The organism is Silvimonas sp. JCM 19000, assembly GCF_054652575.1.
This window is the reverse complement of the sequence record NZ_BAAIHC010000004.1, coordinates 1-26,846: the sequence shown is the minus strand read 5'-3', so window position 1 is coordinate 26,846 and position 26,846 is coordinate 1. Positions and strand designations below refer to the sequence as shown.

The window sequence follows — 26,846 nt, the reverse complement described above, 5'->3', positions numbered from 1 at the left end:
ACGCAGCGCCGCAACCGCCCACATCCACCCGATCCAGGCATAAAAAAAACCGGGCTACCCATGGGGTGCCCGGCTTAAGGACCGCTACAACCTGCTTGTTATTTCTGGATTTCGTATTGCGGCGAAGTCAGGATCAGGTAGGTGCTATCAGCGGACAGCAGACGCGGCATCGAGGTCACTTGTGCGTTGGTCAGCATGTTCAGGTAACGCATGATCGCTGCGGTGCCTTGCGTGCTGAGCGAGTTGTGCAGCAGCACGTCGTTGAACTTGGCCACGGCGGCAGCGCGATCGCTGTAACCACCAAACTTGCCCAGCAGATCGGTATGAGTACCAATCGAACCGGTCACCGAGGTATCTGCCGGCACGCCGCCCAGAAAGATGATCTGTGCCACAAAGTTGCTGCGCAGGATTTGCGAGCTGGTATTGAGCACACCAAATTCCGGCCCGTACAGGGTGGTGCCCGGAGCGACATACGACGGCGAGTAGTAGTTGAACACCGAAGGCGAAATGAACAGCGGTTGGCCTTGCTGGCTGGCCCAGTACGACGGACCGACGCCATCGGTGGTGCCGCCCAGGGTACGCAGGATCGACGCCATATACACGGCCGGTTCACGCAGCTTGCCGTAGTTGGCATCGGTCTTGACGTCGCCACGTGCTTCGCTATCGGTCAGGATGGCCATGACTACCGCAGCCATATCACCGCGCACACCGGCACCGTTATCGTTGAACACCGCCGCCACACGGCCGACATAGGCGGGGGTGGGATTGCTGGTCACCAGTTTCTGGATCAGTTGCTTGCTGATAAACGGGCCCACATTCGGGTGATTGAACACCGCAGTCATTGCCGCATCCAGATCGGCTTGCGCGGTCTGGCCACCGGCCAGGGTTACGCCGCCGATGATGGTCTTGGCATCGGTATCGTGGTGCGCATCAAAGGCGATCATCTTGCCCATATGGTTGATCCCGGCGTTCCAGCTCGGCGCCAGACCGTCATGCGGCGGATAAGACCAACCCGTAAACACGCGGGCCAGATCGGTCACTTGCGCCTGGGTATACACCGCCACCGGCTTGCCGTTGCTGTCCAGTTGCGTGGTGCCGTCGGCGTTCAGCATTTGCGTGCCGACGGTAAACAATTGCATGAACTCACGCGCATAGTTTTCGTTGGCCTGGATGCCTTTGGCCGCGTTGGGCTTGTCGTTGTTGACCATATCCAGCCAGTCACCCATGGTCGGGTGCAGCGTTACATCGGTCATCAGGGTTTTGAAGTTGCCGAACGCGTCGTTCAGCAACATGTTTTGATAATCAGCTTGCGCATAGGCTTCGTAGCCCGAAGTCACAAAGATTTGCGACAAGGCAAAGGCCACGCGCTGGCGCAACTGGTCGGGGGCGTTCAGTGCATTGGTAAAGAACTTGCGCTGGATCGGTGCCGGACCGTAGAAATCACGGCTGCACCATTTGATAGCCAGCGCATCGGTCGATTGCGCAATGATGTGTTTTTCATTGCCGCACGCCGCACCGAGGAAAGGGTCGACATAAAAGTAGCCGGGGTAGCCAGTGGTCGAAGTGGCAATCTGCTGGCGGATCCAGCCTTTGACACCCAGGGCCTGCACGCTGGCGATATCGGATTCGGTCGGGCCAAATGCGCCCTGTTCAAGCAGGCGTTGGGCGTCGGCGCGGGTCACCGGGGTTACCGTTTCATCAGCGGCACCGGCAACGGTGGGCGCGACGGTCTTGCCGGGGGCGGTGCTGGTGATGGTGCCTGCGGTAACGGTGGTAACCGTGGTGGTGCCTGCAGTGCCCACCGTGGCGGTGCTGCCGCTGCTGCTGCTGGTAGTGGGCAAGCTGGCGGTGGCGCTGGCGGCGTTGGTGGTGGCACCGGTCGCGGCGCTGCTGCCGGTTGCGGTCACGACGGTGACGGCCGCCGCACTGCTGGTATTGCTGCTGGTGCTGCCCGCTGCTGCCGCGCTGTCGCTGGTGCTACCCACGGTTGCGCTGCTGCTGCTGCCACCGCCACCACCGCCACATGCGGCCAGTGCAGCAATCATCGCAACTGCAAGCGCACTACGCGCTGCCTGTACTTTGTAGTTGACCTTACCCATTTGCCTAACCCCTTCACCCGATGCCGACTTGACCGTTTGCGCTGGCCCTTGCCAGTGCTGCTTGGGGTGAATTAGGCCACTAAATAAGTATTCGATGAAGTACTAACCCTTGACGTTGCGGCAAGGGATGTGCCTATTGATTGACAAATCCATACATCCAAGCTGACTTCTTATGTAGGATTATTGATTTCGAGCAAGCGTAAGCCGAAAAATACTGGCGTAAATATCAACACAACATATTGTATTTGTTGAATATTTTTTGTTACGTCGGCACCAGCCCGGAAAAACCTTCAAAAATATTGATTACAGCAAAGATAAGAAACAGGCCAGGCATTGCCAGATGGCGCGTAAGCATTTTTGCTTTCACCAGGGCGAATCCTGGGCAGGCGGTAAGCTGGCGCCAAAAGACAGGCGGTTAGGCAAGCGGGATGAGTGGGGCGGCCCAAGGGATGGAATTGCAACTTGCGCGCGCTGCGGGGGCGCGAGGGCCGGGCAAGCGGGCCAGGATGGGCTGCCCGGGTAAACCAGAGAGCAGGCTAAACGTGGGGCGTTACGGCATGGCGCATGCCGACCAAAGCCGTCAAGGCGACGGGCTGCCGCCGTTTTGCGCCTTCAGCAGCATATTGACCAGGGTGGCCGAATATTCCGCCGCGGTGGCTATCCCCATCGAGGCAGCCTCGTGGATGTACAGCAAGGTGAGCTTGGCGCCGTCGACTTCGCAATCTGCATGTGCCGCGCCCGGAAAATGCACGCACAGTTGATGATGCTCATCTGAACCGTCAACACACACCACGGTGGCGCCACTAAGCAAGTGGGTGGCGCTGTGCCGCGCGGCGTCGTACTGGAATTGCGGCAAATGACCAAGAAACTCGACATACGCTTGCATCAGACCGCTCCCTGCGTGGCGCCAGCTGGCGCCGTTGTCCGGTAAACACGCGCCGCGTGTTCCTTATCGCGCGCCGTTGTCGCACTGGCTGGCGCGATTGTTTGACCAAAGCAAGTTTTATACCGGACTGCCCCGATGCAGACATCGGCGTCAGGCTGAAAAAAACCCGCCGGAGCGGGTGGTGCCGATGCGGTTCTGTGCCGCTTAGTGGGTGGTGCGGCCTAAAGCGGCCAGCCGCGCAGCTTCGCGTTCCAGCGTCGACACGGCTTCATCAAAGTGCAGCGATTTGTCAAAAAAGTACTCGACGCCCAACATACGGGCACGCTTTTCATACAAGGCAAACGCATGGTTGGTCAGCACCATGCGCACCGGGCGACGCCCTTCCTGCTCGGGCTGTGCCAGGAAGGTCAGCACATCAAAGCCGGTACCTTCCATTAATTCAAGATCGATGATGATCAGCGGAAAGGTACGGTCCCGCAAAATATCCACCGCTTCGCGTGCGGTGGCGGCAAAAGCCGAAAACGCGACTTTGCCCGACGCCGCGCAGGCATCGACCAGCGCTTCGCGGATCAGCGCCGAATCTTCCACCAACATGACGTCGATCACCCCTTCTGGCGGGGAGTCATCGGCCCGTGCGGTGCGCCCTTCAATCAGATTGACTGCCATTTTTTTCCTGCCTGCCGGAGGCTAACGCGCCGGTAGCGTTGTGTTACCTGGGTGTTGCGGCGTGGCGGCGTTGCGGCCGCATGCCTGCTGCGCTTAGCTGATCAGCTCATTCTTGATGGCGTAATAGGTCAGATCGGCATTGGTGCGCAGATTCATTTTTTCGAGCACACGGGCACGGTAGGTGCTGACGGTCTTGACGCTCAAGAACAGCTCAGAGGCAATCTCGGTGGGCGATTTACCGCTGGCCAGTTTGTAGAACACCTGGAATTCGCGTTCCGACAGCGTTTCATGCATGCGCTTGTCGCTGGGGCGGGTCAGCTCGGAGGCCAGCAGATCAGCCAGTTCGGGCGACAGATAACGCCGACCGTTGCAGATGGTACGGATGGCCTTGATGATTTCTTCCGGCGCCGAATCTTTGGACAGATAGCCACGGCAGCCCGCGCGGATCAGGTTGAGCGCATATTGCTCTTGCGCGTAGCCCGACAGAATCAGCACAGCCAGTTCGGGACGGATATGCTGCAGATCGCGCAGGGTATCCACGCCGTTCTTGTCCGGCATCGAGATGTCGAGAATGGCGATATCAAATTCCTGCTTGCGCACCAGTTGCAGCGCTTCCATACCCGAAGCGGCCTCGCCGGTCACCGACAGGTCGTCTTCCTGCTCGATCAGCGAGCGCAGACCCGAGCGGACAATACCGTGATCATCCACCAGTAAAATGCGTTTTTTCATTTGCTGCTTAACCTCGCTCAGTGTCCTGGACCCGTGCCTTGCCGGGCCATCAAAATCGGGCAGTGGCGACGTCGCGCACCGGCCCGCATAGCTGCTGTCTGTTAACCGCGCTCCAGCCAGTCAGACAGCTCGTCGGCGTGTTCTTCTTCTACTGCCAGAATTTCTTCGAGCATACGCCGCGTGGTGGGATCTTTATCGCCCAGATAGCGGATCATTTCGCGGTAGCTGTCGATAGCGATGCGTTCGGCCACCAGATTTTCGCGGATCATATCATCCAGCTTGTCTACGGCCACGTAATCGGAATGCGAGCGCGACAGCAAACCTTCCGGATTGAAATCCGGTGCACCGCCCAGCTGGACGATGCGTTGAGCAATCTTGTTGGCGTGCGACATTTCTTCGTCGGCATGTACGGCAAACTCGGCGGCGATCGGCTCAGACAGTATGCCGGTGGCCACAAAGTGATGCAGCTTGTAACGCAGCACACAGACCAGTTCGGTGGCCAGGGCTTCGTTCAGCATCTTGATGACGGCGTTGACATCGCCTTCGTATGTAAAGGTCTGGGCCCCATCAAACACGGATTGACGGGCACGACGGCGAATTTCTTCGACGTCCATATTGAATTCGGCGTTGGCGTTCATGGCTGGCTCCTGAAACCGGCCCTGGTTTCGCTAGACGGAACCAGGCGGCGCGGCAGCGTGGCTAAGTGAAGGTCATTGCCGTGCTACGACAAAAACCGGCTACATTGCTTTTTTTGCGCTATCTAATATCAGTGGTCACAACGAACCACTCTGGCAGTACCTTGCAGGCGGTTTGATCAAGTCGCTCAACCCCCTGTATCGTCCTGCATGCTTGACGGTTAATGTATTCATCCGGGGCAACGGTCAACAGAGTATGCGCACTGAAGCTAAAGTAAGCGCATTCCTACAAAATCAGAAGAATCGCCAATTTGTTTTCGCACATGAAGAACCAGCTCGTCCGTTTTCAGCACGCGCTACGCCGCATCGGCTGGCGCGTTTCGCTCGCCCTCTCCGCTTGCGCGCTGGGTGCGCTGCTGGCCATCGTGGCCACGCAAAACCTGATCCGCATCTCGGAACAGCAAGGCGCAGAAATCGGCGCCACGCGCGCGCGCATCTTGTTGTTATTCCGCTTGCGCACCCAGTTGCTGGAAGCCGAATCGTCACAGCGCGGCTTTCTGGTCAATGGCAGCACGCAATACCTGGCGCCGTATAACGATGCCATCCAGGGCGCGCGCCGGCTGATAGACGATCTGGCTGAGCGTTATCGCAATGTGCCGGAAAGCGTGCCGGACCGTAACCGTGCCGAGATCCAGACCTTGTCCGTACAGATCGGCGAGAAGATTTCCGAAATGGATCTCTCGCTCGACTTTGGCCGCAAGAACGATCTGGAGCGAGCGCGCGAAATCATCGCCACCGACCGCGGCCTGAAAGCCAGCCAGCAAATCACTGAACATATCAATAACATCGTTGCCGCCGAAACCGGCGCGCTAGCGGCCCAGCGCGATGTACGCCAATGGATGGTGCTGGGTTTGCGCGTCTCGGTCGCACTGGGCTGGATTGTGGTGATTGCGCTGGTGCTGTGGAGCTTGCGGCGCTTGCTGGCCGAGCTGGAGAGCCGCACTGATGAGGCGCTGGTATTGCAGCAACGCCAGTCCGAACTGGACCAGATTGTGGCCGAGCGTACCGGGCAACTGGAACGGCTGGCGCTGGAATATCAGGTGGATGTGGAACGCGAGCGCTCCAAGCTGGCGCGCGATCTGCATGACGAGCTCGGCGCCATCCTCACCGCCACCAAAATGGATATTTCGTGGGTGCAGCGCCAGTTGGGCGATAGCTCGCCGCGCATTTTGACCAAGCTGGAAAAAACCCTCAGCAATCTGGACCAGGGCATCCAGTTCAAGCGCCGCGTGGTGCAAGAACTGCATCCCTCTTTGCTGACCACCTTTGGCCTGGTCGCCGCCATGCGCTCACTGGCGGAAGACGCGGCGCAACGTTGTGGTTGGCAACTGGACCTGACCCTGCCGGATGAAGACGCGCGCATCGACGACGTACTGGGCCTGATCGCCTATCGCATACTGCAAGAAACGCTGAACAACGCCACCAAATACGCCGAAGCCGGCAAGGTCAGCGTGAGCATGCTGGTCGATACCGAGCATCTCAAACTTGAAATCGAAGACAACGGCGTGGGCATGGATATGACCGCGCTGCCCGAGGGTACCCATGGTCTGCAAGGCATGCGGCATCGGGTTATTGCCATTGGCGGACGCATGGAGATCCGCAGTGCGCCGGGCCAGGGCGTATTCACGCGCGCCCTGCTACCCCTGAATAGCGTCAAACGCTTGCTGGACAGCAATCTGCCGCCGCAACTGGCGGGCCAGCGCTAAACCCGATCCGGGCGCCCGCAATAGAAACGGGCCGGATGCATGCGCATCCGGCCCGTTGTTGATTGGCATGACCAAAGCCTTAGTTGTTCTTGGCCTTGTCTGCAGCGTTTTCCAGCTTTTGACCACCGGACTGTACATCTTGCCCTGCACCGGCAACGGTGTTGCAAGCACTCAGGGCCAACATGGCCAACAGGCCAGCTACTACGGCAGCACGCTTCATTCTGTTTCTCCTTGTTGATTGGGCCGGGGGATGGGTGGATGGTCCGAGCGGACAATCCAGGCCGACTCCGGCTGTTTCACCGGTTCCCTCCATGACGCTTGCAGTGTAGGGAGCGGTCGGGCCGGGCGATGTCATCGCCGCCGCGCGACCTGCGGAGAGCGGATTCCTACAGTAGCGCCGACTGCGACGCCGCTCACTGCCACGCCGGTTTCAACCAGGAGCTTGCTTTACGGTCTGGCTGCCACGCCGTGCAGCATGCCGGGGGGCACCCATACGCCACCGCTACGACCAAAGAAAGTGCCGGGGCCGCGCACCTGGGCAAAGTCGCCATCCAGCGCCACGACTTCCAGCTTCAGATCGCGATCGATCTCGCGGCACTCGTTGCTATCAAAAAAGGTCTCGAATTTGTCCTGATTGCCTTGCGCGATCAGCTCGACCGTCTTGCGTGCGGTGTCTGCATAAGCGCAGGCATAAGCGCCAGCGCGTGCCGCTACGGCCTGACCGCCCACGCTCAGGGGCGCGCCCGCACCGCCTTTGCTGCCAACGCCGGTCACGTCGAGCAACATCGAGCCCACGCCCACCACGATCACCACAGCCAGCAGGATTAACTGGCCTTTCTGAAACTTGCTCGCGCGCATTGCTGCTTCTCTAAGGATCGCAAAACGCGCCATTGTACGCGGGCCGATGGCGCGGCAACCACCGGCTTTTTGTCAATTTGCACTGCGCCTCAGGCGATCAAGGCCGCCAGCCGCGCGATGCCGCTGGCGATATCAGCCTCGTGGGCATGGCTGAAGTTCAGCCGCAAATAACTGGCCGGTGCCGTGCCTTGATAAAACGCATCGCCCGGCATCACCGCCACACCTGCTGCTAATGCTTGTTGCATCAGGGCGTAGGTATCGCGCGGCGTGTGCAGTCGTACCCAGAAAAACAAGCCGCCTTGGGGCAAACGCCAGCTGGCTTTGTCGGCCAGGTGCGTCTGCAGCGCCGCATCCATGGCGGCACGCCGCGCCTGGTACAACGGCAGGGCGGCGGCGACGTGCGCGTCCAGCCGCTCTGCCGCCAGCAAATTGGCCACCAGATGCTGGCTAAAGCGATTGCTGTGCAGATCAGCCGCTTGCTTTAAACGCGTCAGCGGTGTGATCAGATCCGGATGCGCAATCAAAAAGCCCAGGCGCAAACCGGGCGCCAGTGTTTTCGAGAACGAACCCTGGTAAACCCAGCGCGCTTTACGCAAGCGACCCACGATAGGGGCCGGGGCCGGGCCGTCATAGCTGAGCGCGCGGTACGGGTCGTCTTCAAACAAAGGCACGTCCGCTGCGTCGAGCAATTCGGCGGTGGTGGCGCGTTCGGTTTCGCTGTAGCAATAGCCGGACGGATTCTGGAATGTCGGCGTCAGATAACACAAACGTGCGGTCGGCAAGGCATCGCGCAGTTCAGCCCAGACCGGGCCGGTTTGCGCATCCACCGTGACCGGCCGCAACGCCGCACCGAATAATTTGAAGGCTTGCAGCGCTGCCAGATAGGCGGGCGCTTCTACCACCAGTGGCGTGCCCTCTTCCACAAACAGCTTGCTCACCAGGTCGATGCCTTGCTGCGAGCCATTCAGAATCAAAACCTGGGCCGCCGTGCAATCGATACCCATGGCGCGACCGCGTTGCGCGATCAGCTCGCGCAAGCGCGGCTCACCTTCGGTCTGCCCATATTGCGCACAGTCCAGCACAGCAAAATCGCCCGCAGTGGGCTGAAATAGCGCCTCGCTGGCCGGTAGTCCGCCTGCAAACGAAATCATGCCGGGGCGGCTGGCGGCGGCAAGGATATCCCGCACCAGCGAGGACGTCAGGCGTTCAATACGTTGGGCAAACATGGCTTACTCCGGCGGTCAAAAAAGGTCAATCAATTTGACCTTATGCTCTTTGTTACGCTGAATGATGTCAATATCATTGACCCTTGTTTTTCAGCAGCACAGTTTGCGCTTACGCACGATCTGCACCGCGCCACGCTGGCTATATCGTGATCAGCTACTGAGCCTTAATTTATGAACCCGAAACACCTGAATGAAGCGCAAGAACTACTGTTCTTTGCCTACCGCGCCTTTACCGCCGCGCCCGATGCCTTGCTGGACGAACGCGGCTGGAATCGCGTGCATCATCGTTTATTGCACTTTATTAATCGCGACCCCGGTATTTCGGTAAATGGTTTGCTGGAAAAACTCGGCGTCAGCAAACAAGCCGTGCACGGACCACTCAAAGCGCTGGTTGATGCCGGTCTGGTGCAATCGACGCCCGATGAAGAAGATCGCCGGGTTAAATGCCTGACCCTGACCGCCGCGGGCAAACAACTGGAAGCCGCACTATCCGGGCCGCAATATGAATTGCTGAATGAAGTATTTGAAAATGCCGGGGCGCAGGCTGTCGCTGGCTGGCAAAGCGTAATGCGCGCCCTGGCAGCCAGTGCGCTGGCCGATGTGGTCTAACGCAGCCAGCGCGCTTATGCGGCGCAATAAAAAACGGGGCACGCTATGGCGTACCCCGTTTTTTTTGTGTGCTTCCCTGTCGTTCAGGCGCGGCGGCGGAATAGCGGCAAGGGTTCATCGGTGGCCGCCTGGTAATACTCGGTAAAGTCATCCAGGCCTTTCAGCGCTTCATGGATATCTTTATCGGCACGCACGGCAAAGGCATCAAAGCCGCAGCGTTTCATATACAGAATCACGTCTTTAAACACATCGCCTATCGCGCGCAATTCGCCCTTATAGCCAAAGCGATCGCGTAGCAAACGTGCATTGGAGTAATTGCGGCCATCAATAAACGCCGGGAAATCCAGGGCAATCAGCGCCAGTTGATCGATATCGTCGGCAATGGCTTCCGCTTCTTCGTCACTGGCCAACCATACGCCCACTTCACCGCGCGCTTTTAATGCGTCGCGCTGGGCCAACCATTGTTTGAGCGGCACAATCACCCGGCCTGCTGCTGGCAATTCAGCAAAGCTGCCGTCTTCATTCAGGCGGATCAATTGCGCGTCGTCCGCCACAATCTGGCGATGCTTGATGATGTCAGTCATGCGCCAGCTCCTTGGCATAAACGCGTTGCTTGAAGGGAGCAATGCCCAGACGGTCTACCACATCGATAAAGTGTTCGTTTTCTTCGCGCGATTCGACGTACACATTGATGATCTGCTCGATCACATCCGGAATCGCTTCTTGCGCAAACGACGGGCCGATCACCTTGGCCAGCGCCGCGTGCTTGCCCTGACGGCCGCCCAGCGAAATCTGATACCACTCGCTGCCGCTCTTATCCACGCCCAGAATCCCGATATGGCCGACGTGGTGGTGACCACAGGAATTCATACAGCCCGAGATATTGATATCGAGTTCGCCCAGATCAAACAAATAATCCAGGTCATCAAACTTGCGCTGGATGCCTTCGGCAATCGGAATCGATTTGGCATTGGCCAGCGAACAGAAATCACCGCCGGGGCAGCACACGATATCGGTCAGCAAACCAATATTCGGCGTGGCAAAACCGATCTCTTTGGCTTTTTCCCAAACGGTGAACAAATCGGCCTGTTTCACGTAGGGCAGAATCAGATTCTGTTCGTGGGATACGCGGATTTCGCCCAGGCTATAGGCATCGGACAAATCCGCCACGGCATCGAGTTGCACATCGGTGGCGTCGCCCGGCGCCACGCCGGTTTTCTTCAGCGACAGCGTAACTGCGGCATAGCCGGCTTGCTTGTGGCCAAAGACATTGCGTTCCACCCAGCGGGCAAATGCCGGATTGGAGGCCTTGGCGGCCAGATAAGCCGCGTCGTCGCCCGGCAGGGTTTCGTAGGCCGGATCAACAAAGAATTTTGAAACGCGCGCGATTTCGGCATCGGTCAAGGTGGTGGGGCCGTCTTTAAGATGTACCCATTCCTGCTCCACCTTGGCGCCAAACGCCTCGGGGGTCATGGCTTTGACCAGAATCTTGATCCGCGCTTTGTATTTGTTATCGCGCCGGCCATAGCGGTTATACACGCGCAATACGGCGTCGAGATAAGACAGCAGATGCTGTTTTTCCAACCACGGTTTGATCAGCGCGCCCACGCTGGGGGTGCGACCCAGACCGCCGCCCACATAAATGGCAAAGCCGGTTTCGCCCGCTTCGTTCTTGACGATGCTGATGCCGATATCGTGCACCAGAATGGCGGCACGATCTTCGACCGCGCCATTTACCGCAATCTTGAACTTGCGCGGCAAATGCGCAAATTCGGGATGGAAGGTGGACCATTGCCGAATGATTTCGCACCACGGGCGCGGATCAACAATTTCGTCATGCGCCACGCCGGCAAACTGGTCGCTGGTGGTATTGCGGATGCAATTGCCCGAGGTCTGGATGGCATGCATTTGCACCGTCGACAATTCGGCCAGAATTTGCGGCACGTTTTCTAAAGCAGGCCAATTGAACTGGATATTCTGGCGCGTGGTGAAATGCCCGTAATTGCGGTCGTAAGTGCGGGCAATATGCGCCAGCATGCGCACCTGTTTGCTATTGAGTTCACCGTACGGCACGGCCACCCGCAACATCGGCGCATAACGCTGGATATAAAGACCGTTCTGCAAACGCAGCGGGCGGAATTCATCCTCGGTAAGGTCACCGGCCAGATAGCGGCGGGTTTGATCACGGAACTGCGCCACGCGCTGATCCACGATTTTCTGGTCAAAGTCGTCGTAAACGTACATACAGGCTGCTGCCAAAGAATGATTGCGTAACCGCGGATGATACCAGCGTCGTTTAAATGTCTGAAGATTCTTTAAGCCTGACCAAATCGCAACCGGGAATATAAATAAGCGTTATCGATCAAATTGATAAATGCATTTACGCCACCGCAATCCACCGCGACGTCCGCCACCGCAAAGCCCCCACGCACTCCCGCAATTCCCCCCTACCCCACCTTCAAACAGTCCTCCCTTCGGCTTTGGCTTTGACTTGGCCCCGCGACAGCGAAGCGCCTCGCAGCATCAACCAAGCCGTGTCGGCGGCGCCCCGCTCCAGCCACTTTGGACGGTGGGTCTCGACCCACCCTATGCACCCCGTCGCTCCGGCTTCCGCTTTTGACCTGGCCCCAGCAACAGCGAAGCGCATTGCAAGAATCAACAAAGCCGTGTCGGGGGCGCTGCAGTGGGGTCAGTTTGCGTACCGCCGGAACGGAAGAACCGGAGTGGCCAGGTGGGCCATGAGGATTCTGAGTACCGCCGGGACGCAAATGGCCCGCTGCAGCGCCCCCCTCTCAAAAAGCTTGATTTTGGGAGCGGGGGCTACCATATTCGCCACGAGCACTTACCCGTGCGACCGGGCCTTACAGCCCGCCCCCCTGTTACCCGCGTTGCGCCCAACCTTATCCAGGTATGTCATGACAGAACAAAGAACCGCCATTCAGCGCCTTGATTACACCCCGCCCGCCTTCCTGATCGATCGCGTCGATCTGACCTTTGAACTGGAAGAAACCCACACGCGCGTGCTGTCGCGGTTGGTGCTCAAGCGCAATCCGGCCCATCCCGTGGCCGGCGCGCCGCTGGTGCTTAATGGCGAAGAACTGACGCTGGAAAGCATCAAGGTCGATGGCCGTCAGCTGACGGCAACGGAATACGCCCTGGGCGAGCAAACGCTGACGCTGCCCGATCTGCCGGACGAAGCCATTCTGGAAATTGCCAACAGCATCAATCCGCTGAGCAATACCACGCTAAGCGGCCTGTATGTATCCAGCGGCAATTTCTTTACCCAGTGCGAAGCCGAAGGCTTCCGCCGCATTACCTATTATCTGGACCGGCCCGATGTCATGGCCAAGTTCACCACCACCATCGTGGCGGACAAAACCCGCTATCCGGTGCTGCTGGGCAACGGCAATCGCGTGGGCCAGGGCAATCTGGACAAGAACCGCCATTGGGTCAAATGGGTTGATCCGTTCAAGAAACCGTCCTACCTGTTTGCGCTGGTGGCGGGCAAGCTGGTGGTGCTGGCCGATCGCCACACCACGGCCAGTGGCAAAACCGTCAATGTCGAAGTCTGGGTTGAGCCGGGCGAACAAGACAAATGCCATCACGCGCTGGCCTCGGCCAAAGCCGCCATGAAATGGGACGAAGAACGCTTTGGCCTGGAATACGACCTCGATACCTATATGATCGTGGCCGTATCCGACTTCAATATGGGCGCGATGGAGAACAAGGGCCTGAACATCTTCAACACCAAATATGTGTTGGCCAAGCCCGAAACCGCCACCGACGTTGACTTTGACGGCATCGAAGCCGTGGTCGGCCACGAATATTTTCACAACTGGACCGGCAACCGCGTGACTTGCCGCGACTGGTTCCAGCTGTCGCTCAAGGAAGGCCTGACCGTTTTTCGCGATCAGGAATTCTCCAGCGATATCGGCAGCCGCGCCGTGCAACGGATTTCCAATGTGCGCGTGCTGCGTGAACGCCAGTTTCCGGAAGATGCCGGCCCGCAAGCGCACCCGATCCGCCCCGATTCGTATCTCGAAATCAATAACTTCTATACCGCGACGGTGTATGAGAAGGGCTCCGAAGTCGTCCGCATGTACCAGACGCTGGTCGGCCGCGATGGCTTTCGCAAAGGCATGGATCTGTACTTCAAGCGCCACGATGGCCAGGCGGTGACGTGCGACGACTTTGCCAATGCCATGCAGGATGCCAACCAGTTTGATCTGACCCAGTTCAAGCGCTGGTATAGCCAGTCCGGTACGCCGGAACTGCATGTGGAAGGCATCTACGACGCGACCGCACAAACCTTTACCCTGAACGTGCGCCAGTCGGCCCCGCCGACGCCGGGCCAGCCAGAAAAACTGCCTTATCACATTCCGCTGGCGATGGGCTTGCTTGACCCATCTGGCGCTGAACTCAAGCTGGTTCTGCAAGGCGAAGACGCCCCGGCCGAGCCGCTGACCAGCCGCGTGCTGCATGTACGTGAAGCCGAGCAAAGCTATGTGTTCACCGGCATCAGCAGCAAACCGGTGCCGTCGTTGCTACGCGATTTCTCCGCGCCGGTGAAGCTGGACTATCCGTATACCGACGACGAACTGGTGTTCCTGATTGCACACGACACCGATCCGTTTGCGCGTTGGGAAGCCGGCAATACCTATCTGGTGCGCCTGCTGCTGCAGTTGTATCGCAGCGAAGGCAAGCCGCAAGCACCGGAACAACTGGTGGCGGCATTTGCGCGCCTGCTGACGCAAGACCGGCTGGATCCGGCGCTAGTGGCGTTGATGCTGGAACTGCCCAGCGAGAACTATCTGTTTGAAGCGCTCAGCGACGTTGATCCGGCCCGTCTGCACGCGGTGCACCACGGCCTGCAACAATCGCTGGCGCGTGAGCTGCGCTCGCAACTGTTTGCGGCTTATCAGAAACACCACACTGGCGCGCCCTATCGCTACAGCGCCGAGGAAGCCGGACGGCGTAGTCTGCAGAATGTGTGCCTGAGCTATCTGGCCGAGCTGGACGAGCCGATGATGGCCGAACTGCTGAGCAACCAGTATCGTCGCGCCGACAATATGACCGACCGTCTGGCCGCGCTCAAAGCGCTGATCCAGCGCGACGGCGCCGAAACCTGGCTGGAAGACTTCGCCACCATGTGGCAGGACGACGCGCTGGTGATGGACAAATGGTTTGCGCTGCAAGCGCTGAGCGACCGTCCGGGCACGCTGAGCCGGGTGCAAAAGCTGATGGAACACCCGGCCTTTGCCATTACCAACCCGAACAAGGTGCGCTCGCTGATCGGTGCGTTCTGCCATTCCAATCTGGTGGCGTTCCATGCGGCCGATGGCTATGGCTACGCCTTTGCCGCCGACCGGGTGTTGCAACTGGACAAGCTTAATCCGCAAATCGCAGCGCGGATGGCTGCGTGTTTCAACCGCTGGACGCGGCTGGAGCCGGGCCGTCGCGCACTGATGAAAGCCGAGCTGGAACGCATTGCGCGCGAACCGGGCTTGTCGTCGGACACCTTTGAAATTGTCAGCAAGGCGCTGCAAGCCGGGCAATAAATGTGGCGGGCGCGCCGTTGCTGGATATTTGCCAATTGCAATAATTACGCAGTTTCCGCTATCGTTACGCGCCCTGCCCGCAGGGTCTTTTAGATTTCACTGGAATGCCGCGCATGGTAAAAAAGCGCTTTGAAGATACTCGCGAACATCTGTTGGCCACGGGCGAACAGATCATCCTGGGCAAGGGTTTTGCCGCGGTCGGTCTGGCAGAAATCCTGTCCGCTGCCGACGTACCCAAGGGTTCGTTCTATCACTACTTTGTCTCCAAAGAAGCGTTTGGCGTGGCCTTGCTGGAACGGTATTTCGCCAATTACACCGAAGAACTCAAGCAGCGCCTCAACGCGGTCGACGGCTCGCCGTATGAACGCGTGCTTGGTTTCTTTAGCGGCTGGCATCAGCGCTCATGCGGCGCCTCGGTGCCCTGTCTGGTGGTGAAACTGGCAGCCGAGGTGGCGGATTTGTCCGATACCATGCGCGCGGCTTTGCAAAACGGCGCGGAAATCATTGTCGCCGCCATCACCCGCACGGTGGAACAAGGCCAGCAAGACGGCAGCATCAGTCGTGTACAACCCGCGCCTTTGCTGGCTTTGGCCTTGTATGAGTTCTGGCTGGGCGCCAGCCTGATGACCAAACTGCGTCGTGACGCGCAAGGGCTGGACACCGCCATGGTGATCACGCGCCAGTTGCTGACGCCCTGAACCTACTCCCCAAACCGGGCCTTGCAGATGCAGGCCCGGTTTTCTTTTATGTGCCCGCGCCGGGTTGCGCAGCTCATGCCGCGAGAAAAACTTAGACGACTGGTCTAGTATTTGACGACCCCTGCCCCATCTTGCTCAAACGGTCCCGCGCGGCCGTAGCAAAAATCTGTTTTACACGCGATTGCACTCGGCACCCCGGGCGCGGTCGCAGTAACGAGCATCCGATCTCTACCCCACCCAACCCTCGGGAGACCACGCATGTCGCTGGACAAACTGCTTACGCCGTTCAAGATCGGCAACACCACCCTTAACAACCGCCTGGTCATGGCCCCGCTGACCCGCTCCCGCGCCAGCCAGCCCGGCGATGTACCCACCGAACTTAATGCCACCTATTACGCACAACGTGCCAGCGCTGGCGTAATCATCTCGGAAGCCACCCAGATTTCGCGCCAGGGCCAGGGCTATGCCTGGACGCCGGGTATCTATACCGATGCGCAAGAAGCAGGCTGGAAAAAAGTAGTCGATGCCGTGCATGCCAAAGGCGGCAAGATTGCGCTGCAGATGTGGCACGTGGGTCGGATCTCGAACAAGTTGCTGCAGCAAGACGGTGCCGCGCCGGTGGCGCCGAGCGCCATCCAGGCGGTCAAATCGCAAACTTTTGTGGTGTTCCCGGATGGCTCTGCGGGCAACGATCCGTGCAGCCCGCCGCGTGCGCTGGAAACGGCTGAACTGCCGGGCATCGTGGCCGATTATGTGGCCGCGGCCAAACGCGCCAAAAACGCCGGTTTCGACTTTATTGAAGTCCATTCGGCCAATGGTTATCTGCTGCATCAATTCCTGGCCGACGGGATTAATCAACGCAGCGACAACTACGGTGGCAGCCAGGAAAACCGCGCGCGTCTGTTGCTGGAAGTCATCGATGGCGTGATCGGCGTGTATGGCGCGGACAAGGTGGGTGTGCGGCTGTCGCCCAATTTTCCGGCGCACGATATGGTGGACAGCCAGGCCGAAGCAATGACGCTGTATCTGGCGCGTGAGTTCAGCCAGCGTGGCGTGGCTTTTTTGCATATCGCCGAGCCGGATTGGGTGGGCGGCCAGCCCATGAGCGATGACTTCCGCAATGCGCTGCGCGAGGCATACAAGGGCGCCATCATCACCACCGGTGGCTACGACGCCGCCAAGGGCGACGCGCGGATCAAGTCCGGCCAGGCAGATGCAATCGGCTATGGTCGGCTGTATATCGCCAATCCGGATCTGGCCGAGCGGTTTGCCCAAGGGGCCGCATTGAATACGCCGGACCAATCCACCTTCTACGGTGGCGCGGAACACGGCTACACCGACTACCCCACCCTCGCCTGAGCCCGCGGCATCAGGGCCGGTCGAGCGCTTGCACCACCGGTGCCAGCGCGTCGCCGGCCAGATCGGGCAACAAATGCGCGCGCATGGCGATGTCTCTGGCCAGCGCGCGCAGTCGCCAGCGAATCTCGTTCAGGATCAGCCCCATCTCAAAGCGCAGCCATTGCGGCGTGTCATGCCAGGCCGCGTCAGTATTGATACTGCCCAGCCCGGTGCTGGACATCGCTTGCACCAGGCTGAGCAGGCGTGCGCGACTGCGCAAATACAGCTTTTCTACCTGATCACCCGCATGCAGGCCGGGCACGTCTTCACAGGCCTTGAACAGCAATTCCGCCTCGCGCAAACGCGCCTGCACCGCAGCAATATCAGCCAGCGTCAGCTCCAGCGATATCGGTATCGAATCATCCTTTACCTCATTCAGCGCCATCGACACGCTGGTCATCAGCGCCGGACTGAACTCGCCCGGTACCAGCTTGAGGGCAACTTCGGCTCGTTGCAGCGGATGATCACGCGCTGATAAGGAGGTGATGACCTCGGCCACTGCCAGTACCTCGCCGGTCATGCTTTGCAGGCGGATGCCGCCCGGGTAGCCATGGCCGTTATAGCGTTCGTGATGCACAAAGATGGCTGTGGCGGCGGCTTCGGAGAAACCACACACGCTTTTGGCCAGGCGATAGCCGATGACGGGATGCGCCGACAACTGGCGCCAATCTGCCAGCTTCAGGGCATACCCGGGCTGTTGGTAGTGCGGCGACAGATACAGCTCACCCGCGTCATGCAGCAAGCCGGCCCATGCCAGCGCGGTGATCGCTTCCTTATCCAGTTGCAGCCGTTGCGCCAGGCCGGTCGCCAGCAAACCGGTAAGGATGGCGTGCTGCAACGATTTGCCATCCGCGCCATGCATTACGGTCAGCACGCCGCGCACCGTGTCACTGAAGCCGAAGGCGGCAAAGCGTTCAACCAGATCGGATGACGCCAGCAAACGCGCCAGCGTCGGCGTTTGCTGGCGCACCTGATCGGCCAGTTGCGACAATGTTCTGGCATCTACCGCATCGCCTATCTTCAGCGATTGCTCCAGTGGCTGGCGCAGCTTGTGCATTAGCAGGCGGTCGCTGGTGCTGCGGTCCACCCGCGCCCCGGCCGCCAGCAGTTTCATGCCCGACTCGGCATAAATATCACGGTTGGCGCGCACTTCGCGCTGGTCGGCAACCTCGTTAAGACGTTGCAGATAATGCGCGTTGACATCGCCTGCGGCACTGGACAATGGCATTAGCCGAGTTTCCTTGCGTGACCCATGCGCCAGTCTAGACCTGGAACATCAAGATTTCCTCATGGATGCCGCGTAACGGTTTATTGAGCCAGGTCAAGGCAATCGTCAAGGTCGATCGAAGCGGGCGTTTGGCTTAGAATCCGCTTTTACGCAAAAGGATGGCTTTATGTATCAGGTAATCGCGTCCGACCTTGACGGCACTTTGCTGGATGCCGACCACACGGTCGATCAGTTCACCGCCACCACCCTGCGCGAGCTGCAAGCGCGCGGCGTGCCTATCGTGTTGGCCACAGGGCGCCATTACTGTGATGTCAAAGGCATCCGCGACGTGCTCGGCATCCGCGCCTGGCTGGTCACCTCCAACGGTGCGCGCGTGCATGATCCTGATAACCGCCTGATGCACAAAGAAGATATCGATCCGGCCATGGCGCGCCAGTTGCTGCAGCCGGAGTTTTCGGCGGGCACCCACCTCAACGCCTATCAAGACGAAACCTGGCTGGCCGACCGGCATCTGGACTGGCTGGCTGATCTGCACCAGGACTCCGGTTTTACGTTTGATGTGGTCGACCTGAAAAACCACAGCGGCGAAGGCATCGCCAAGGTGCTGTACATCGGCGAACACGAACATCTGCTCGATCTGGAAGCCCGGTTGCTGGAGCGCTTTGGCGACACGCTCTATATCACGTTCTCAATGCCGGACTGTCTGGAAGTGATGGCGCCCACCGTATCGAAAGGTCATGCGCTGCAAGTAGTGCTGGATGAACTGCAGTTGCCGGCAGCCGATTGCGTTGCGTTTGGCGATGGGCTGAACGATATCTTCTTGCTGAAGACGGCTGGCCATCCGTTCATGATGGGCAATGCCGCGCCGCGCTTGATGGAAACGCTGCCCGATGTGCCGCGCATCGGACGTAATTCCGAGGCCGCTGTGGCGCACAAATTGCGGGAATTGTTTGAACTGCCGCCGCTGGCTGAATCGGTGGCTGCAGACTAAGCCGCATCCGCGCATACGCAAAAAGGGCAGCCTGCAGGCTGCCTTTTTGTTGGCGTAGGTTTAACCGCCGCGCTTAGCGCAGGTCGTCCAGCGCCGCGCCGTAATTGATATGGAACGGCAAGCCATCGATCACCAGCACCGGCACCGACTTCACACCGAGGGCGGCGGCTTCTTCAAGGCGCGATTTGTCGGTGCCCAGATGCACAATTTCTACGTCAAACCGGGCCGGATCAAGGGCGCTGGCCACTTGCTGTTCAGCTTCGATACATACCGGGCAACCGGCGTGGAAAAACACAGCTTTGCTAGACATTACACAAACTCCTTTACAGCAATAAGAGCGGGGATAACCGCTCGGGGTCCGAGCGCGGGCATGGATACACGCCCGCATCGGGAATGGGTCGCGCCGGTCAAGCCAGGCAACGCTGCAAATCCGGTAGCAGGCGCTGCAATTGCGCGGGTTCCAGCTCGGCAATGGTGATGCGCAAACCAGGCACGGTGTGCTGCACTGAAAACGCCTCGCCACTGCGCAGCAGCCAGCCAAGCCGGGCCATGGCATGGGCAATCGCCAAACCGGGCCGTGCCAGCGGCAGCCACACATTCAGGCCATCACCCGGCGCGGCCGTGGCGATGCCCGACGCCGCCAGCGCGCTCAGCAGCGCATCACGCCGCCGCATGTAATCGGCGGCTGCGGCGGCAATGCGGGCGCGTATCGTCACATCGCTCAGGCAGGTATGCGCCACCCCTTGCAACAGATGGCTGACCCACTGCGTGCCCGGCGCCAACCGGGTTTGCAAGCGCGCGGCAGTTTGCGCATCGCACGCCAGCACGGCCAGGCGCAAATCCGGGCCCAGCGCCTTCGACAGGGAGCGCACCAAGGCCCAATGCAGGGTGGCCGCAGGCAGCACCGAGTAATACGGCGTACGCGCCAGCAAGGCAAAGTGGTCATCCAGAATCACCAGCACATGCGGATAGCGCGCCAACACCTGACGCAAAGCCAGCGCACGTTGCCGGCTGATGCTGTAGCCGGTGGGATTGTGGGCGCGGGGCGTGATGATGACGGCGCGGGCGCCCGCCGCAAGGGCCGCTTCAAGCGCGTCCGCGCGCATGCCCTCCTGATCCACCGCCACCCCCAGCGCCTGCAAACCCGCCACACACAAGGTGTTGATGCTGGTGATAAAACACGGGTCTTCGACCGCCACCGTATCGCCCGCGACCAGATGCGCTTCGAGCAAGCGCTCAATGGCATCGACCGCGCCATGGGTGACCTGCAGATGCGTCACCGCCGGGCAATCCGGCGCCAGCCAGGCCCGCGCCTGCTCAGCCAGACCGGCATGCAAGGTGGTTTCGCCGTACAAATGCGGTGGGCGGGTTTGCTGGGCCAGTACCGTGGCCAGATCAGGCAGCCACGCCGCCGCGGGATTACCGCTCGCCAGATCGGTCAAGGGCGATGCCGGCGCAGCGCCCTCTTGTTCGCGTAATGTGTTCTGTGCACGGATGACCGTCCCCAGCCGCCCCCGGGTTTCGGTGATGCCCGCGCTGGTCAGCCGCTTGTAGGCCGCGGCGACCGTATTGCGGTTGACGCCCAGCGCGCTGGCCAGATCGCGCAGCGGCGGCAGGCTCTGGCCAGCCGCAAGCTGGCCGGACTGGGCGTGCAGACGGATGCAATCAAAAATCTCGGCGGCGGTTTTGCCTGTCAATTCCACTTTTGACCTATGACAAAGTACACATTGGACTGGCACGATAGCACATCGCAGTTGTTTGCTGCAGCGCGCATCAATTTTTGGGAATACGCCCAGCGCGCTTTTCAACCGGAGTCTGCCCCATGCCCCACTCGCCCCCCACGCCTCAACCAGCGGCCGAAAGCGCCAGCGTTCTGCTTGACCCACGCTATCCGGCGCCACATGGCATCGCTGATTACCAACGCAATCTGGCCGCAGTCCGCGCCCGCATCGCTGCCGCCTGCCAGCGCGTCGGACGCAATCCGGCAGAAGTGCGCTTGTTGCCCGTCAGCAAAACCAAATCCGAAGCTGAAATCCGCATTGCCTATGCCGCTGGCTGCCGCGAGCTGGGCGAGAACAAGGTGCAGGAAGCCACGCGCAAGCAGGCCGCGCTGGCCGATCTGGCCGATTTACGCTGGTCAGTCATCGGCCATCTGCAGACCAACAAAGCCCGCTGGGTGGCGCAGCACGCTTGCGAGTTCCAGGCGCTGGACAGCTTTCGGGTGGCGGAAACGCTGCACCGGCATCTGCAGCCGCTGGACCGGCAGCTCGATGTCTATGTGCAGATCAACACCTCGGGCGAGGCCAGCAAATACGGTCTGGCCCCGGCCGATGCCGCTGCGTTTGTGCGCGAACTGAGTGCCTGGCCCACCCTGCGCGTGCGCGGCTTGATGACGCTGGCGGTGTTATCCAGCGATCCGCAGCAGGTGCGCGCCTGCTTTGTGTTATTGCGCCAGTTGCGCGACCAGCTGCGTGAGCAAGTGCCCAACCAGGCCGGACTACAGGAGCTCTCGATGGGCATGTCGGGCGATTACGAGATTGCGGTGGAAGAAGGCGCCACCGTGGTCCGCGTCGGTCAGGCCATTTTTGGCGCGCGGGCGTTGCCAGATAGTCACTTCTGGCCGGGCAATGCGGGCTGAACCACAAAAAAACGCCGCATTGCTGCGGCGTTCTTTTGCGACTGCGGTCTGGGGATTATTCTTCCAGCGGCTCAACCAGCGAATGAAATTCGCGCTTGCCGTGGTCAAGCTGATGCAATTCGCCCAGTTCGATATCGAAATACCAGCCTATCAATTGCAGCGTGCCTTGCTGCACACGGTCGGCAATAAACGGAAAGGTCAGCAGATTGTCGATCGACACCGCAATACTGCCCATTTCAGCGGCCTTGAGCTGATCAGCCAGCGGCTTTGCGGTCATCTCGGCCAGCACTTTTTCGCGCGCGGTTTCCGCAATGCGCATCCAGCGCCCGACAAAGTTGGCATCGGTCTTGGCGGCATAGCCTTTCATCAGCGCGCCAATCCCACCACAGGACGAATGACCCAACACAAGGATTTGCTGCACATTCAGGTCGCACACGGCAAATTCGATGGCCGAAGACACACCGTGGAAGGTGCCGTCTTTTTCGTAGGGCGGTACCAGGTTAGCCACGTTGCGCACCACAAACAGGTCGCCCGGGTCGCAATCGGTGACGATAGCCGGGTCAACGCGGCTGTCCGAACAACCAATCACCAGTGTCTTGGGGCTCTGGCCGCGCTTGAGTTGGTCGAACAGATTGCTATTGCTCTCCCGGCCGAAGTACTTGTGCTGGAAGCGACGAAACCCGCCGATGAATTTTTCCATCTCGTCCAAGGTGCAATCTCCTGTTTTTGCTGTGATATCCGGTCCAGTGACGTAACGCGTGAGCGCGAATACGGCGGCAGATTGTACCGGAGTGGGCGGCAAACGCCCGCTACAGATTGCGCAAAAAATCGCAACATACCGCGGCGTATGCTGCAAACGCAGGCGCAAAGCGGTGCTGGCCTCGGTATTAAGGCAGTAGATTGCCGCGCTGTTTCGCCTTATAAACGGCGCTTTGCCGCATTTATTTAAAAATTCTGAAGGAGTTGAGCAGAACTTTTCGCTAGATAGCTTGCCCGACAGCCGACTATAGTGCTGGCTGATTGACACAACCCATTACAAGGAATACTGCGATGGCGCGACTGCGTTACGACGGTATGCAAAAAACGCTGCACTGGCTGATCGCGCTGCTGATCGTCGCTGCATTTATCCTGGCGCTCTATCTCGACGACTTGCCCTTGTCGCCGCTCAAATTCAAGTTGTACAGCTATCACAAATGGCTGGGCATCAGCGTATTAATCCTCGCCTGTATCCGACTGGGCTATCGCAAAGCCAAAGGTACGCCTGACCCGCTGGCCAGCCAGCCGCGCTGGCAACGGGTACTGGCTGCCGCTGTGCACCATTCACTCTATCTGTTGATGATTGTGTTGCCGCTGGTGGGCTGGGCCATGAGTTCGGCCAAGGGTATTCCGGTGGTGCTGTACGGCGTGCTACCGCTGCCCAACTGGGTGCCGGTCAACCATGATCTGGGCGAAGTACTGGAGACCGCGCACGTGGTGTTGGCCTGGATACTGGCCGCCGTGGTGGGCCTGCATGTGGCTGGCGCGCTCAAACACCATGTGATTGACCGTGACGAAACCCTGCGCCGCATGTTGCCGGGCAAACATTGATGATTGAAATCAGCAATCTCTGCTATCCAGGCCGCTGCGCCTCCCCGCGCAGTGCTGCCTTAATCTGGAGTTGAATATGAAGACACGTAAGCTTGCCGCATTGCTGGCCACCGCTGGCCTGATGTTCGCTGCAGTACCCGCACTTGCCGCACAGACGCTGGTGCCAGCGCAAAGCAAGATCGGCTTTGCCTTCAAGCAAATGAATGTGCCGGTGGAAGGCAGCTTCAAGCGCTTTGACGCCAAAGTGGATTTTGATCCGGCCAAGCCGGAAAAAACCCAGGCCAATATCACGGTCGACCTGACCAGCATTGACGTCGGCAGCGCCGATGGCAACAAGACCACGCAAGGCAAGGACTGGTTTAACACCAGCGCCACGCCCAAAGCCACCTTTGTGGCCAGCTCGGTCAAGGCGGTGGGCGGTGGCAAGTTCGAAGCCAAGGGCAAGCTCACCATCAAAGGCATCACCCGCGACGTGACCGCCACGCTGACCTCCAAAGCCGATGGCGCCAATACCGATGTGGAAGGCAGTTTTCCTATCCAGCGTCTGCAATTCAAGATCGGTGATGGCGATTGGGCCGATACCGGTACCGTGGCCGATGAAGTCACCGTCAAATTCAAACTGGTACTGGCTGGCAAGCCCGGCTGATACCGCGTCGTTCGCTACACCCTTATAAGCGTCTTATATTTTTTCCAGGAGAAACCTCAATGAAACTGAAACTCGCCGCCGTGCTGTTGGCCGGCCTCGCTTCTGCCGCTTTTGCTGCTCCGACCACGCTGGTGGTAGATGGCTCGCATTCCCAGCCGTACTTTGAAGTCAGCCACTTTGGCTACTCCATCCAGCGCGGTACCTTCGCCAAGGTCGACGGCACCATCGTGATCGATGCCGAAAAGAAAACCGGTAGCGCCGACATCACTATCGACGCCAACAGCCTGGATACCCATTGGGCCGCACGCGACAAGCATCTGAAGTCACCGGATTTTTTCAACGTTGAAAAATTCCCGACCATGACTTTCAAGGCTACCTCGTTCAAGTTTGACGGCGACAAGCTGACTTCGGTGGACGGCAACTTCACCCTGCTGGGCGTGACCAAGCCGCTGACCCTGTCGGTGAGCCAGTTCCGTTGCGGCGACCACCCGATGCTGAAGAAATTTGTCTGCGGCGCGGAAGCCTCCGGCACCATCAAGCGTAGCGACTTTGGCATGACCACCTTCGTCCCGGCTATTTCGGACGAAGTGCATCTGGTTATCCCGGTTGAAGCCGCCAAGCAATAACTGGCCCGGCCTCAACAGCTGCAAAAACCCACCGCACGGTGGGTTTTTTTTGGTCCAGCGGCTATGGCCTAACGACTGGGCAGCAACACGCGTCCGGCCAGCCAGTCGTCGATGCGGCGTTCGTTTTCCACTTTGCTGCACCACCATTTCAGCGCCTTGCCGCCGCCGGCATTGCGCCAGGCGGCATAAAAGCGCGGTGAGTTACGCGGCTCTTGCGGGTGTTTTTCCACCAGCCAACCGGCCTCGATATGCGGCCGCGCCAGACAACGCGGAATATATCCGCAGCCCAGGCCTGCCAGCTGCGCCGCCAGCTTGGCGTTGACATCAGGTACGGTCAGCGTTTCCTGGCCATACAGGATATGCACGGTGCGCGGCAACGAAGCGCGCGAACTGTCGGCAATCGCCACCACTCGATGTTGCTGGATCAAGGCGGTGGGCAGCGGGTCGGGCACATCAGCCAGCGGATGGTTGGGGGCCACCACAAACACAAAATCAACATCACCTAGCGGCACGGTGCTGTAGCCGCCACCATGTGGGCCTTCAATCGGCACGCCTATGGCCAGATCGGCGCGATGGTCGATTAATGAATCCCACATCCCGCCCAAGGCTTCATGCAAGAAGCGCAGCCGCGTGCCCGATTGCAACTGATCAAATTCGTGTATCCACGGGTGCAGCAGGCTCAGCGGAATCATGGTATCGACGGCGATGCGCAGTTCGGGCTCCCAGCCGGTGGCGACGCGCTTGACCCGATATTCCAGATCGCCAGCCGCTCGCAGCAAATGCCGACCTTCTTCCAGCAAGGTTTCGCCCGCCGGCGTCAGTCTGGCCCGGTGGCCGGATCGATCAAATAAATTGACCCCCATCTCGTCTTCGATCTTCTTGATCACATAGGTCACGGCGGACGGCACGCGGTGTACTTCTTCTGCGGCGGCCGCAAAGCTGCCTTTGCGGGCAATTGCGTCAAGAATCTCCAACGCTTCCAGGCTTAACCGCAGCATTTTGCACCCCGTTTTCTAATATCGATTTTTTGAACAACTTGTCGCATATTTTCTAATATCAAGCCGGAAAACGCCAGCCTATAATCGCTTCATCGTTGAAATCCACTGAAGGAGAAGCAGCATGATCACCATTCGCCCTGCCACAGAACGCGGTCACGCCAACCATGGTTGGCTGGATAGCTGGCATAGCTTTTCGTTCGCTAACTATCACGACCCGAAGCATGTGCATTTTGGCCCGTTGCGCGTGATCAACGAAGATCGCGTGTCGGCCGGACAAGGCTTTGGCAAGCATTCGCATCAACACATGGACATCATCAGCTATGTGCTGGAAGGCGAACTCGAACATAAAGACAGCATGGGTAACGGCTCGATTATCAAGCCAGGTAGCGTGCAGCGCATGAGCGCCGGTCATGGCGTCACCCATTCGGAATACAACCCGTCCACCACCAACCCGGTGCACTTTTTGCAGATCTGGATTATTCCGGATGCGGCCGTTGATGCTTCGTATGAGGAAAAGACTTTTAGCGAAGCCGACAAGCGCGGCAAGTTGCGCCTGGTGGCCAGCCCGGATGCCGCAGAAGGTTCGGTCAAGTTGCATCAGGATGTGCGCTTGTATGCCGGTTTGTTTGATGGCGCCGAGGCCGCGGAACTGCCGCTGCAAATGGGCCGCATCGCATATATCCACGTGGCGCGCGGCAAGGTTAGCGTCAATGGCAAAGCGCTGCAGGCGGGCGATGCAGCCATGCTGACCGGCGAACCCAAGGTGAGCGTCAGCGACGGCGACAACGCCGAAGTGCTGGTGTTTGACCTGACCGGCAAACCGTTGCAGTAACGACGCTAAAACTCACTGAGACTGGCAGAGGGTGGGTCTGGACCCACCCCTCAAAGTGGCATGGCAAGGCGCATCGCTTTGCTATGCCACTTTTTTTCTGTGGTTAAGTGCAACTCCAAAGCCGCATAGCGAGCTGTAGCGCTGGGGCCCACGGCTTTAAGGGGTGGGTCCA

At 59.3% G+C, this 26,846-nt stretch carries 26 protein-coding genes; 11 read left to right on the top strand and 15 right to left on the bottom strand.

Features of this window, described 5'->3' with window-relative positions; all coding sequences use genetic code 11:
* Positions 1–98: 98 nt before the first annotated feature.
* From ACYQ1A_RS05200 to ACYQ1A_RS05180, 5 genes are all read right to left on the bottom strand, one after another.
* Positions 99–2,099 carry a DUF1800 domain-containing protein gene (locus tag ACYQ1A_RS05200; protein ID WP_499360772.1) on the bottom strand — a complete coding sequence of 667 codons (2,001 nt, stop codon included), beginning with the start codon at positions 2,097–2,099 and terminating at the stop codon, positions 99–101.
* 580 nt (positions 2,100–2,679) lie between these two features.
* Positions 2,680–2,985 carry a hypothetical protein gene (locus ACYQ1A_RS05195; protein WP_062222597.1) on the bottom strand — a complete coding sequence of 102 codons (306 nt, stop codon included), beginning with the start codon at positions 2,983–2,985 and terminating at the stop codon, positions 2,680–2,682.
* A gap of 204 nt (positions 2,986–3,189) precedes the next feature.
* Positions 3,190–3,651, bottom strand: a complete 462-nt coding sequence (locus tag ACYQ1A_RS05190; protein ID WP_499360770.1) for a response regulator — start codon at positions 3,649–3,651, stop codon at positions 3,190–3,192.
* A 93-nt stretch (positions 3,652–3,744) separates the two neighbouring features.
* A complete protein-coding gene (locus ACYQ1A_RS05185) occupies positions 3,745–4,380 on the bottom strand; it encodes a response regulator (RefSeq protein WP_053936651.1) in 636 nt (211 codons plus the stop codon).
* A gap of 101 nt (positions 4,381–4,481) precedes the next feature.
* Positions 4,482–5,018, bottom strand: coding sequence for a ferritin-like domain-containing protein (locus tag ACYQ1A_RS05180; protein WP_062222601.1), 537 nt, complete (start codon positions 5,016–5,018; stop codon positions 4,482–4,484).
* A gap of 320 nt (positions 5,019–5,338) precedes the next feature.
* Here ACYQ1A_RS05180 and ACYQ1A_RS05175 point away from each other — a divergent pair, with 320 nt between their 5' ends.
* Entirely contained in the window at positions 5,339–6,781 is a 1,443-nt protein-coding gene (locus ACYQ1A_RS05175) for a CHASE3 domain-containing protein (RefSeq protein ID WP_499360768.1), read from the top strand.
* 79 nt (positions 6,782–6,860) lie between these two features.
* Here the strand turns inward: ACYQ1A_RS05175 and ACYQ1A_RS05170 are convergent, their stop codons facing one another.
* The 3 genes from ACYQ1A_RS05170 to ACYQ1A_RS05160 form a co-directional block, all read right to left on the bottom strand.
* Positions 6,861–7,001 (bottom strand): entericidin A/B family lipoprotein, encoded by a 141-nt coding sequence (locus tag ACYQ1A_RS05170; protein ID WP_083458775.1) that lies wholly within the window; start codon positions 6,999–7,001, stop codon positions 6,861–6,863.
* A 227-nt stretch (positions 7,002–7,228) separates the two neighbouring features.
* The gene (locus ACYQ1A_RS05165; protein ID WP_499360766.1) at positions 7,229–7,639 is read right to left on the bottom strand and encodes a hypothetical protein; all 411 of its coding nucleotides are present in this window, start codon (positions 7,637–7,639) and stop codon (positions 7,229–7,231) included.
* A gap of 89 nt (positions 7,640–7,728) precedes the next feature.
* The gene (locus ACYQ1A_RS05160) at positions 7,729–8,865 is read right to left on the bottom strand and encodes an aminotransferase-like domain-containing protein (protein ID WP_499360764.1); all 1,137 of its coding nucleotides are present in this window, start codon (positions 8,863–8,865) and stop codon (positions 7,729–7,731) included.
* Between the two features lie 171 nt (positions 8,866–9,036).
* Here ACYQ1A_RS05160 and ACYQ1A_RS05155 point away from each other — a divergent pair, with 171 nt between their 5' ends.
* Positions 9,037–9,474, top strand: a complete 438-nt coding sequence (locus ACYQ1A_RS05155; protein ID WP_499360762.1) for a MarR family winged helix-turn-helix transcriptional regulator — start codon at positions 9,037–9,039, stop codon at positions 9,472–9,474.
* A gap of 83 nt (positions 9,475–9,557) precedes the next feature.
* Here the strand turns inward: ACYQ1A_RS05155 and ACYQ1A_RS05150 are convergent, their stop codons facing one another.
* Positions 9,558–10,058: a DUF934 domain-containing protein gene (locus ACYQ1A_RS05150; RefSeq protein WP_499360760.1), complete on the bottom strand. Its 501-nt coding sequence runs from the start codon at positions 10,056–10,058 to the stop codon at positions 9,558–9,560.
* The gene (locus ACYQ1A_RS05145) at positions 10,051–11,718 is read right to left on the bottom strand and encodes a nitrite/sulfite reductase (protein ID WP_499360759.1); all 1,668 of its coding nucleotides are present in this window, start codon (positions 11,716–11,718) and stop codon (positions 10,051–10,053) included. Before ACYQ1A_RS05145 ends, ACYQ1A_RS05150 begins: the two co-directional genes overlap by 8 nt.
* Before the next feature lie 671 nt (positions 11,719–12,389).
* Here ACYQ1A_RS05145 and pepN point away from each other — a divergent pair.
* The 3 genes from pepN (at position 12,390) to ACYQ1A_RS05130 (ending at position 17,089) form a co-directional block, all read left to right on the top strand.
* Positions 12,390–15,032 (top strand): aminopeptidase N, encoded by a 2,643-nt coding sequence (gene pepN / locus ACYQ1A_RS05140; protein WP_499360758.1) that lies wholly within the window; start codon positions 12,390–12,392, stop codon positions 15,030–15,032.
* Between the two features lie 113 nt (positions 15,033–15,145).
* Positions 15,146–15,730 (top strand): TetR/AcrR family transcriptional regulator, encoded by a 585-nt coding sequence (locus ACYQ1A_RS05135; protein WP_499360757.1) that lies wholly within the window; start codon positions 15,146–15,148, stop codon positions 15,728–15,730.
* Between the two features lie 258 nt (positions 15,731–15,988).
* Positions 15,989–17,089 carry an alkene reductase gene (locus tag ACYQ1A_RS05130; RefSeq protein ID WP_499360755.1) on the top strand — a complete coding sequence of 367 codons (1,101 nt, stop codon included), beginning with the start codon at positions 15,989–15,991 and terminating at the stop codon, positions 17,087–17,089.
* 10 nt (positions 17,090–17,099) lie between these two features.
* Here the strand turns inward: ACYQ1A_RS05130 and ACYQ1A_RS05125 are convergent, their stop codons facing one another.
* Positions 17,100–18,356, bottom strand: coding sequence for an HD-GYP domain-containing protein (locus ACYQ1A_RS05125; protein WP_499360753.1), 1,257 nt, complete (start codon positions 18,354–18,356; stop codon positions 17,100–17,102).
* 166 nt (positions 18,357–18,522) lie between these two features.
* Here ACYQ1A_RS05125 and ACYQ1A_RS05120 point away from each other — a divergent pair, with 166 nt between their 5' ends.
* Positions 18,523–19,347 carry a Cof-type HAD-IIB family hydrolase gene (locus ACYQ1A_RS05120; RefSeq protein WP_499360751.1) on the top strand — a complete coding sequence of 275 codons (825 nt, stop codon included), beginning with the start codon at positions 18,523–18,525 and terminating at the stop codon, positions 19,345–19,347.
* A 73-nt stretch (positions 19,348–19,420) separates the two neighbouring features.
* Here ACYQ1A_RS05120 and ACYQ1A_RS05115 read toward each other — a convergent pair whose 3' ends face one another.
* Positions 19,421–19,657 (bottom strand): thioredoxin family protein, encoded by a 237-nt coding sequence (locus tag ACYQ1A_RS05115; RefSeq protein ID WP_499360749.1) that lies wholly within the window; start codon positions 19,655–19,657, stop codon positions 19,421–19,423.
* 97 nt (positions 19,658–19,754) lie between these two features.
* Entirely contained in the window at positions 19,755–21,050 is a 1,296-nt protein-coding gene (ptsJ, locus tag ACYQ1A_RS05110) for a MocR-like B6 salvage transcription factor PtsJ (RefSeq protein ID WP_499360748.1), read from the bottom strand.
* Between the two features lie 119 nt (positions 21,051–21,169).
* Here ptsJ and ACYQ1A_RS05105 point away from each other — a divergent pair, with 119 nt between their 5' ends.
* Complete coding sequence (locus ACYQ1A_RS05105) at positions 21,170–21,985, top strand: YggS family pyridoxal phosphate-dependent enzyme (protein WP_499360747.1); 816 nt, start codon at positions 21,170–21,172, stop codon at positions 21,983–21,985.
* Between the two features lie 55 nt (positions 21,986–22,040).
* On the opposite strand, the gene ACYQ1A_RS05100 is transcribed toward ACYQ1A_RS05105, so the two are convergent.
* Positions 22,041–22,685 (bottom strand): carbonic anhydrase, encoded by a 645-nt coding sequence (locus tag ACYQ1A_RS05100; RefSeq protein WP_499361084.1) that lies wholly within the window; start codon positions 22,683–22,685, stop codon positions 22,041–22,043.
* Between the two features lie 350 nt (positions 22,686–23,035).
* On the opposite strand from ACYQ1A_RS05100, the gene ACYQ1A_RS05095 reads away from it, so the two are divergent.
* The 3 genes from ACYQ1A_RS05095 to ACYQ1A_RS05085 all read left to right on the top strand — a co-directional run bounded on the left by ACYQ1A_RS05095 (position 23,036) and on the right by ACYQ1A_RS05085 (position 24,844).
* Positions 23,036–23,572, top strand: a complete 537-nt coding sequence (locus ACYQ1A_RS05095) for a cytochrome b (RefSeq protein ID WP_062224878.1) — start codon at positions 23,036–23,038, stop codon at positions 23,570–23,572.
* 76 nt (positions 23,573–23,648) lie between these two features.
* On the top strand, positions 23,649–24,218 hold the full coding sequence (locus tag ACYQ1A_RS05090; RefSeq protein ID WP_499360745.1) for a YceI family protein: 570 nt from the start codon (positions 23,649–23,651) through the stop codon (positions 24,216–24,218).
* A 59-nt stretch (positions 24,219–24,277) separates the two neighbouring features.
* Positions 24,278–24,844, top strand: coding sequence for a YceI family protein (locus ACYQ1A_RS05085; protein ID WP_499360744.1), 567 nt, complete (start codon positions 24,278–24,280; stop codon positions 24,842–24,844).
* A 68-nt stretch (positions 24,845–24,912) separates the two neighbouring features.
* Here ACYQ1A_RS05085 and ACYQ1A_RS05080 read toward each other — a convergent pair whose 3' ends face one another.
* Positions 24,913–25,842, bottom strand: a complete 930-nt coding sequence (locus ACYQ1A_RS05080) for a LysR family transcriptional regulator (RefSeq protein WP_499360742.1) — start codon at positions 25,840–25,842, stop codon at positions 24,913–24,915.
* 121 nt (positions 25,843–25,963) lie between these two features.
* On the opposite strand from ACYQ1A_RS05080, the gene ACYQ1A_RS05075 reads away from it, so the two are divergent.
* Positions 25,964–26,674, top strand: coding sequence for a pirin family protein (locus ACYQ1A_RS05075; RefSeq protein ID WP_499360740.1), 711 nt, complete (start codon positions 25,964–25,966; stop codon positions 26,672–26,674).
* Positions 26,675–26,846 lie beyond the last annotated feature (172 nt).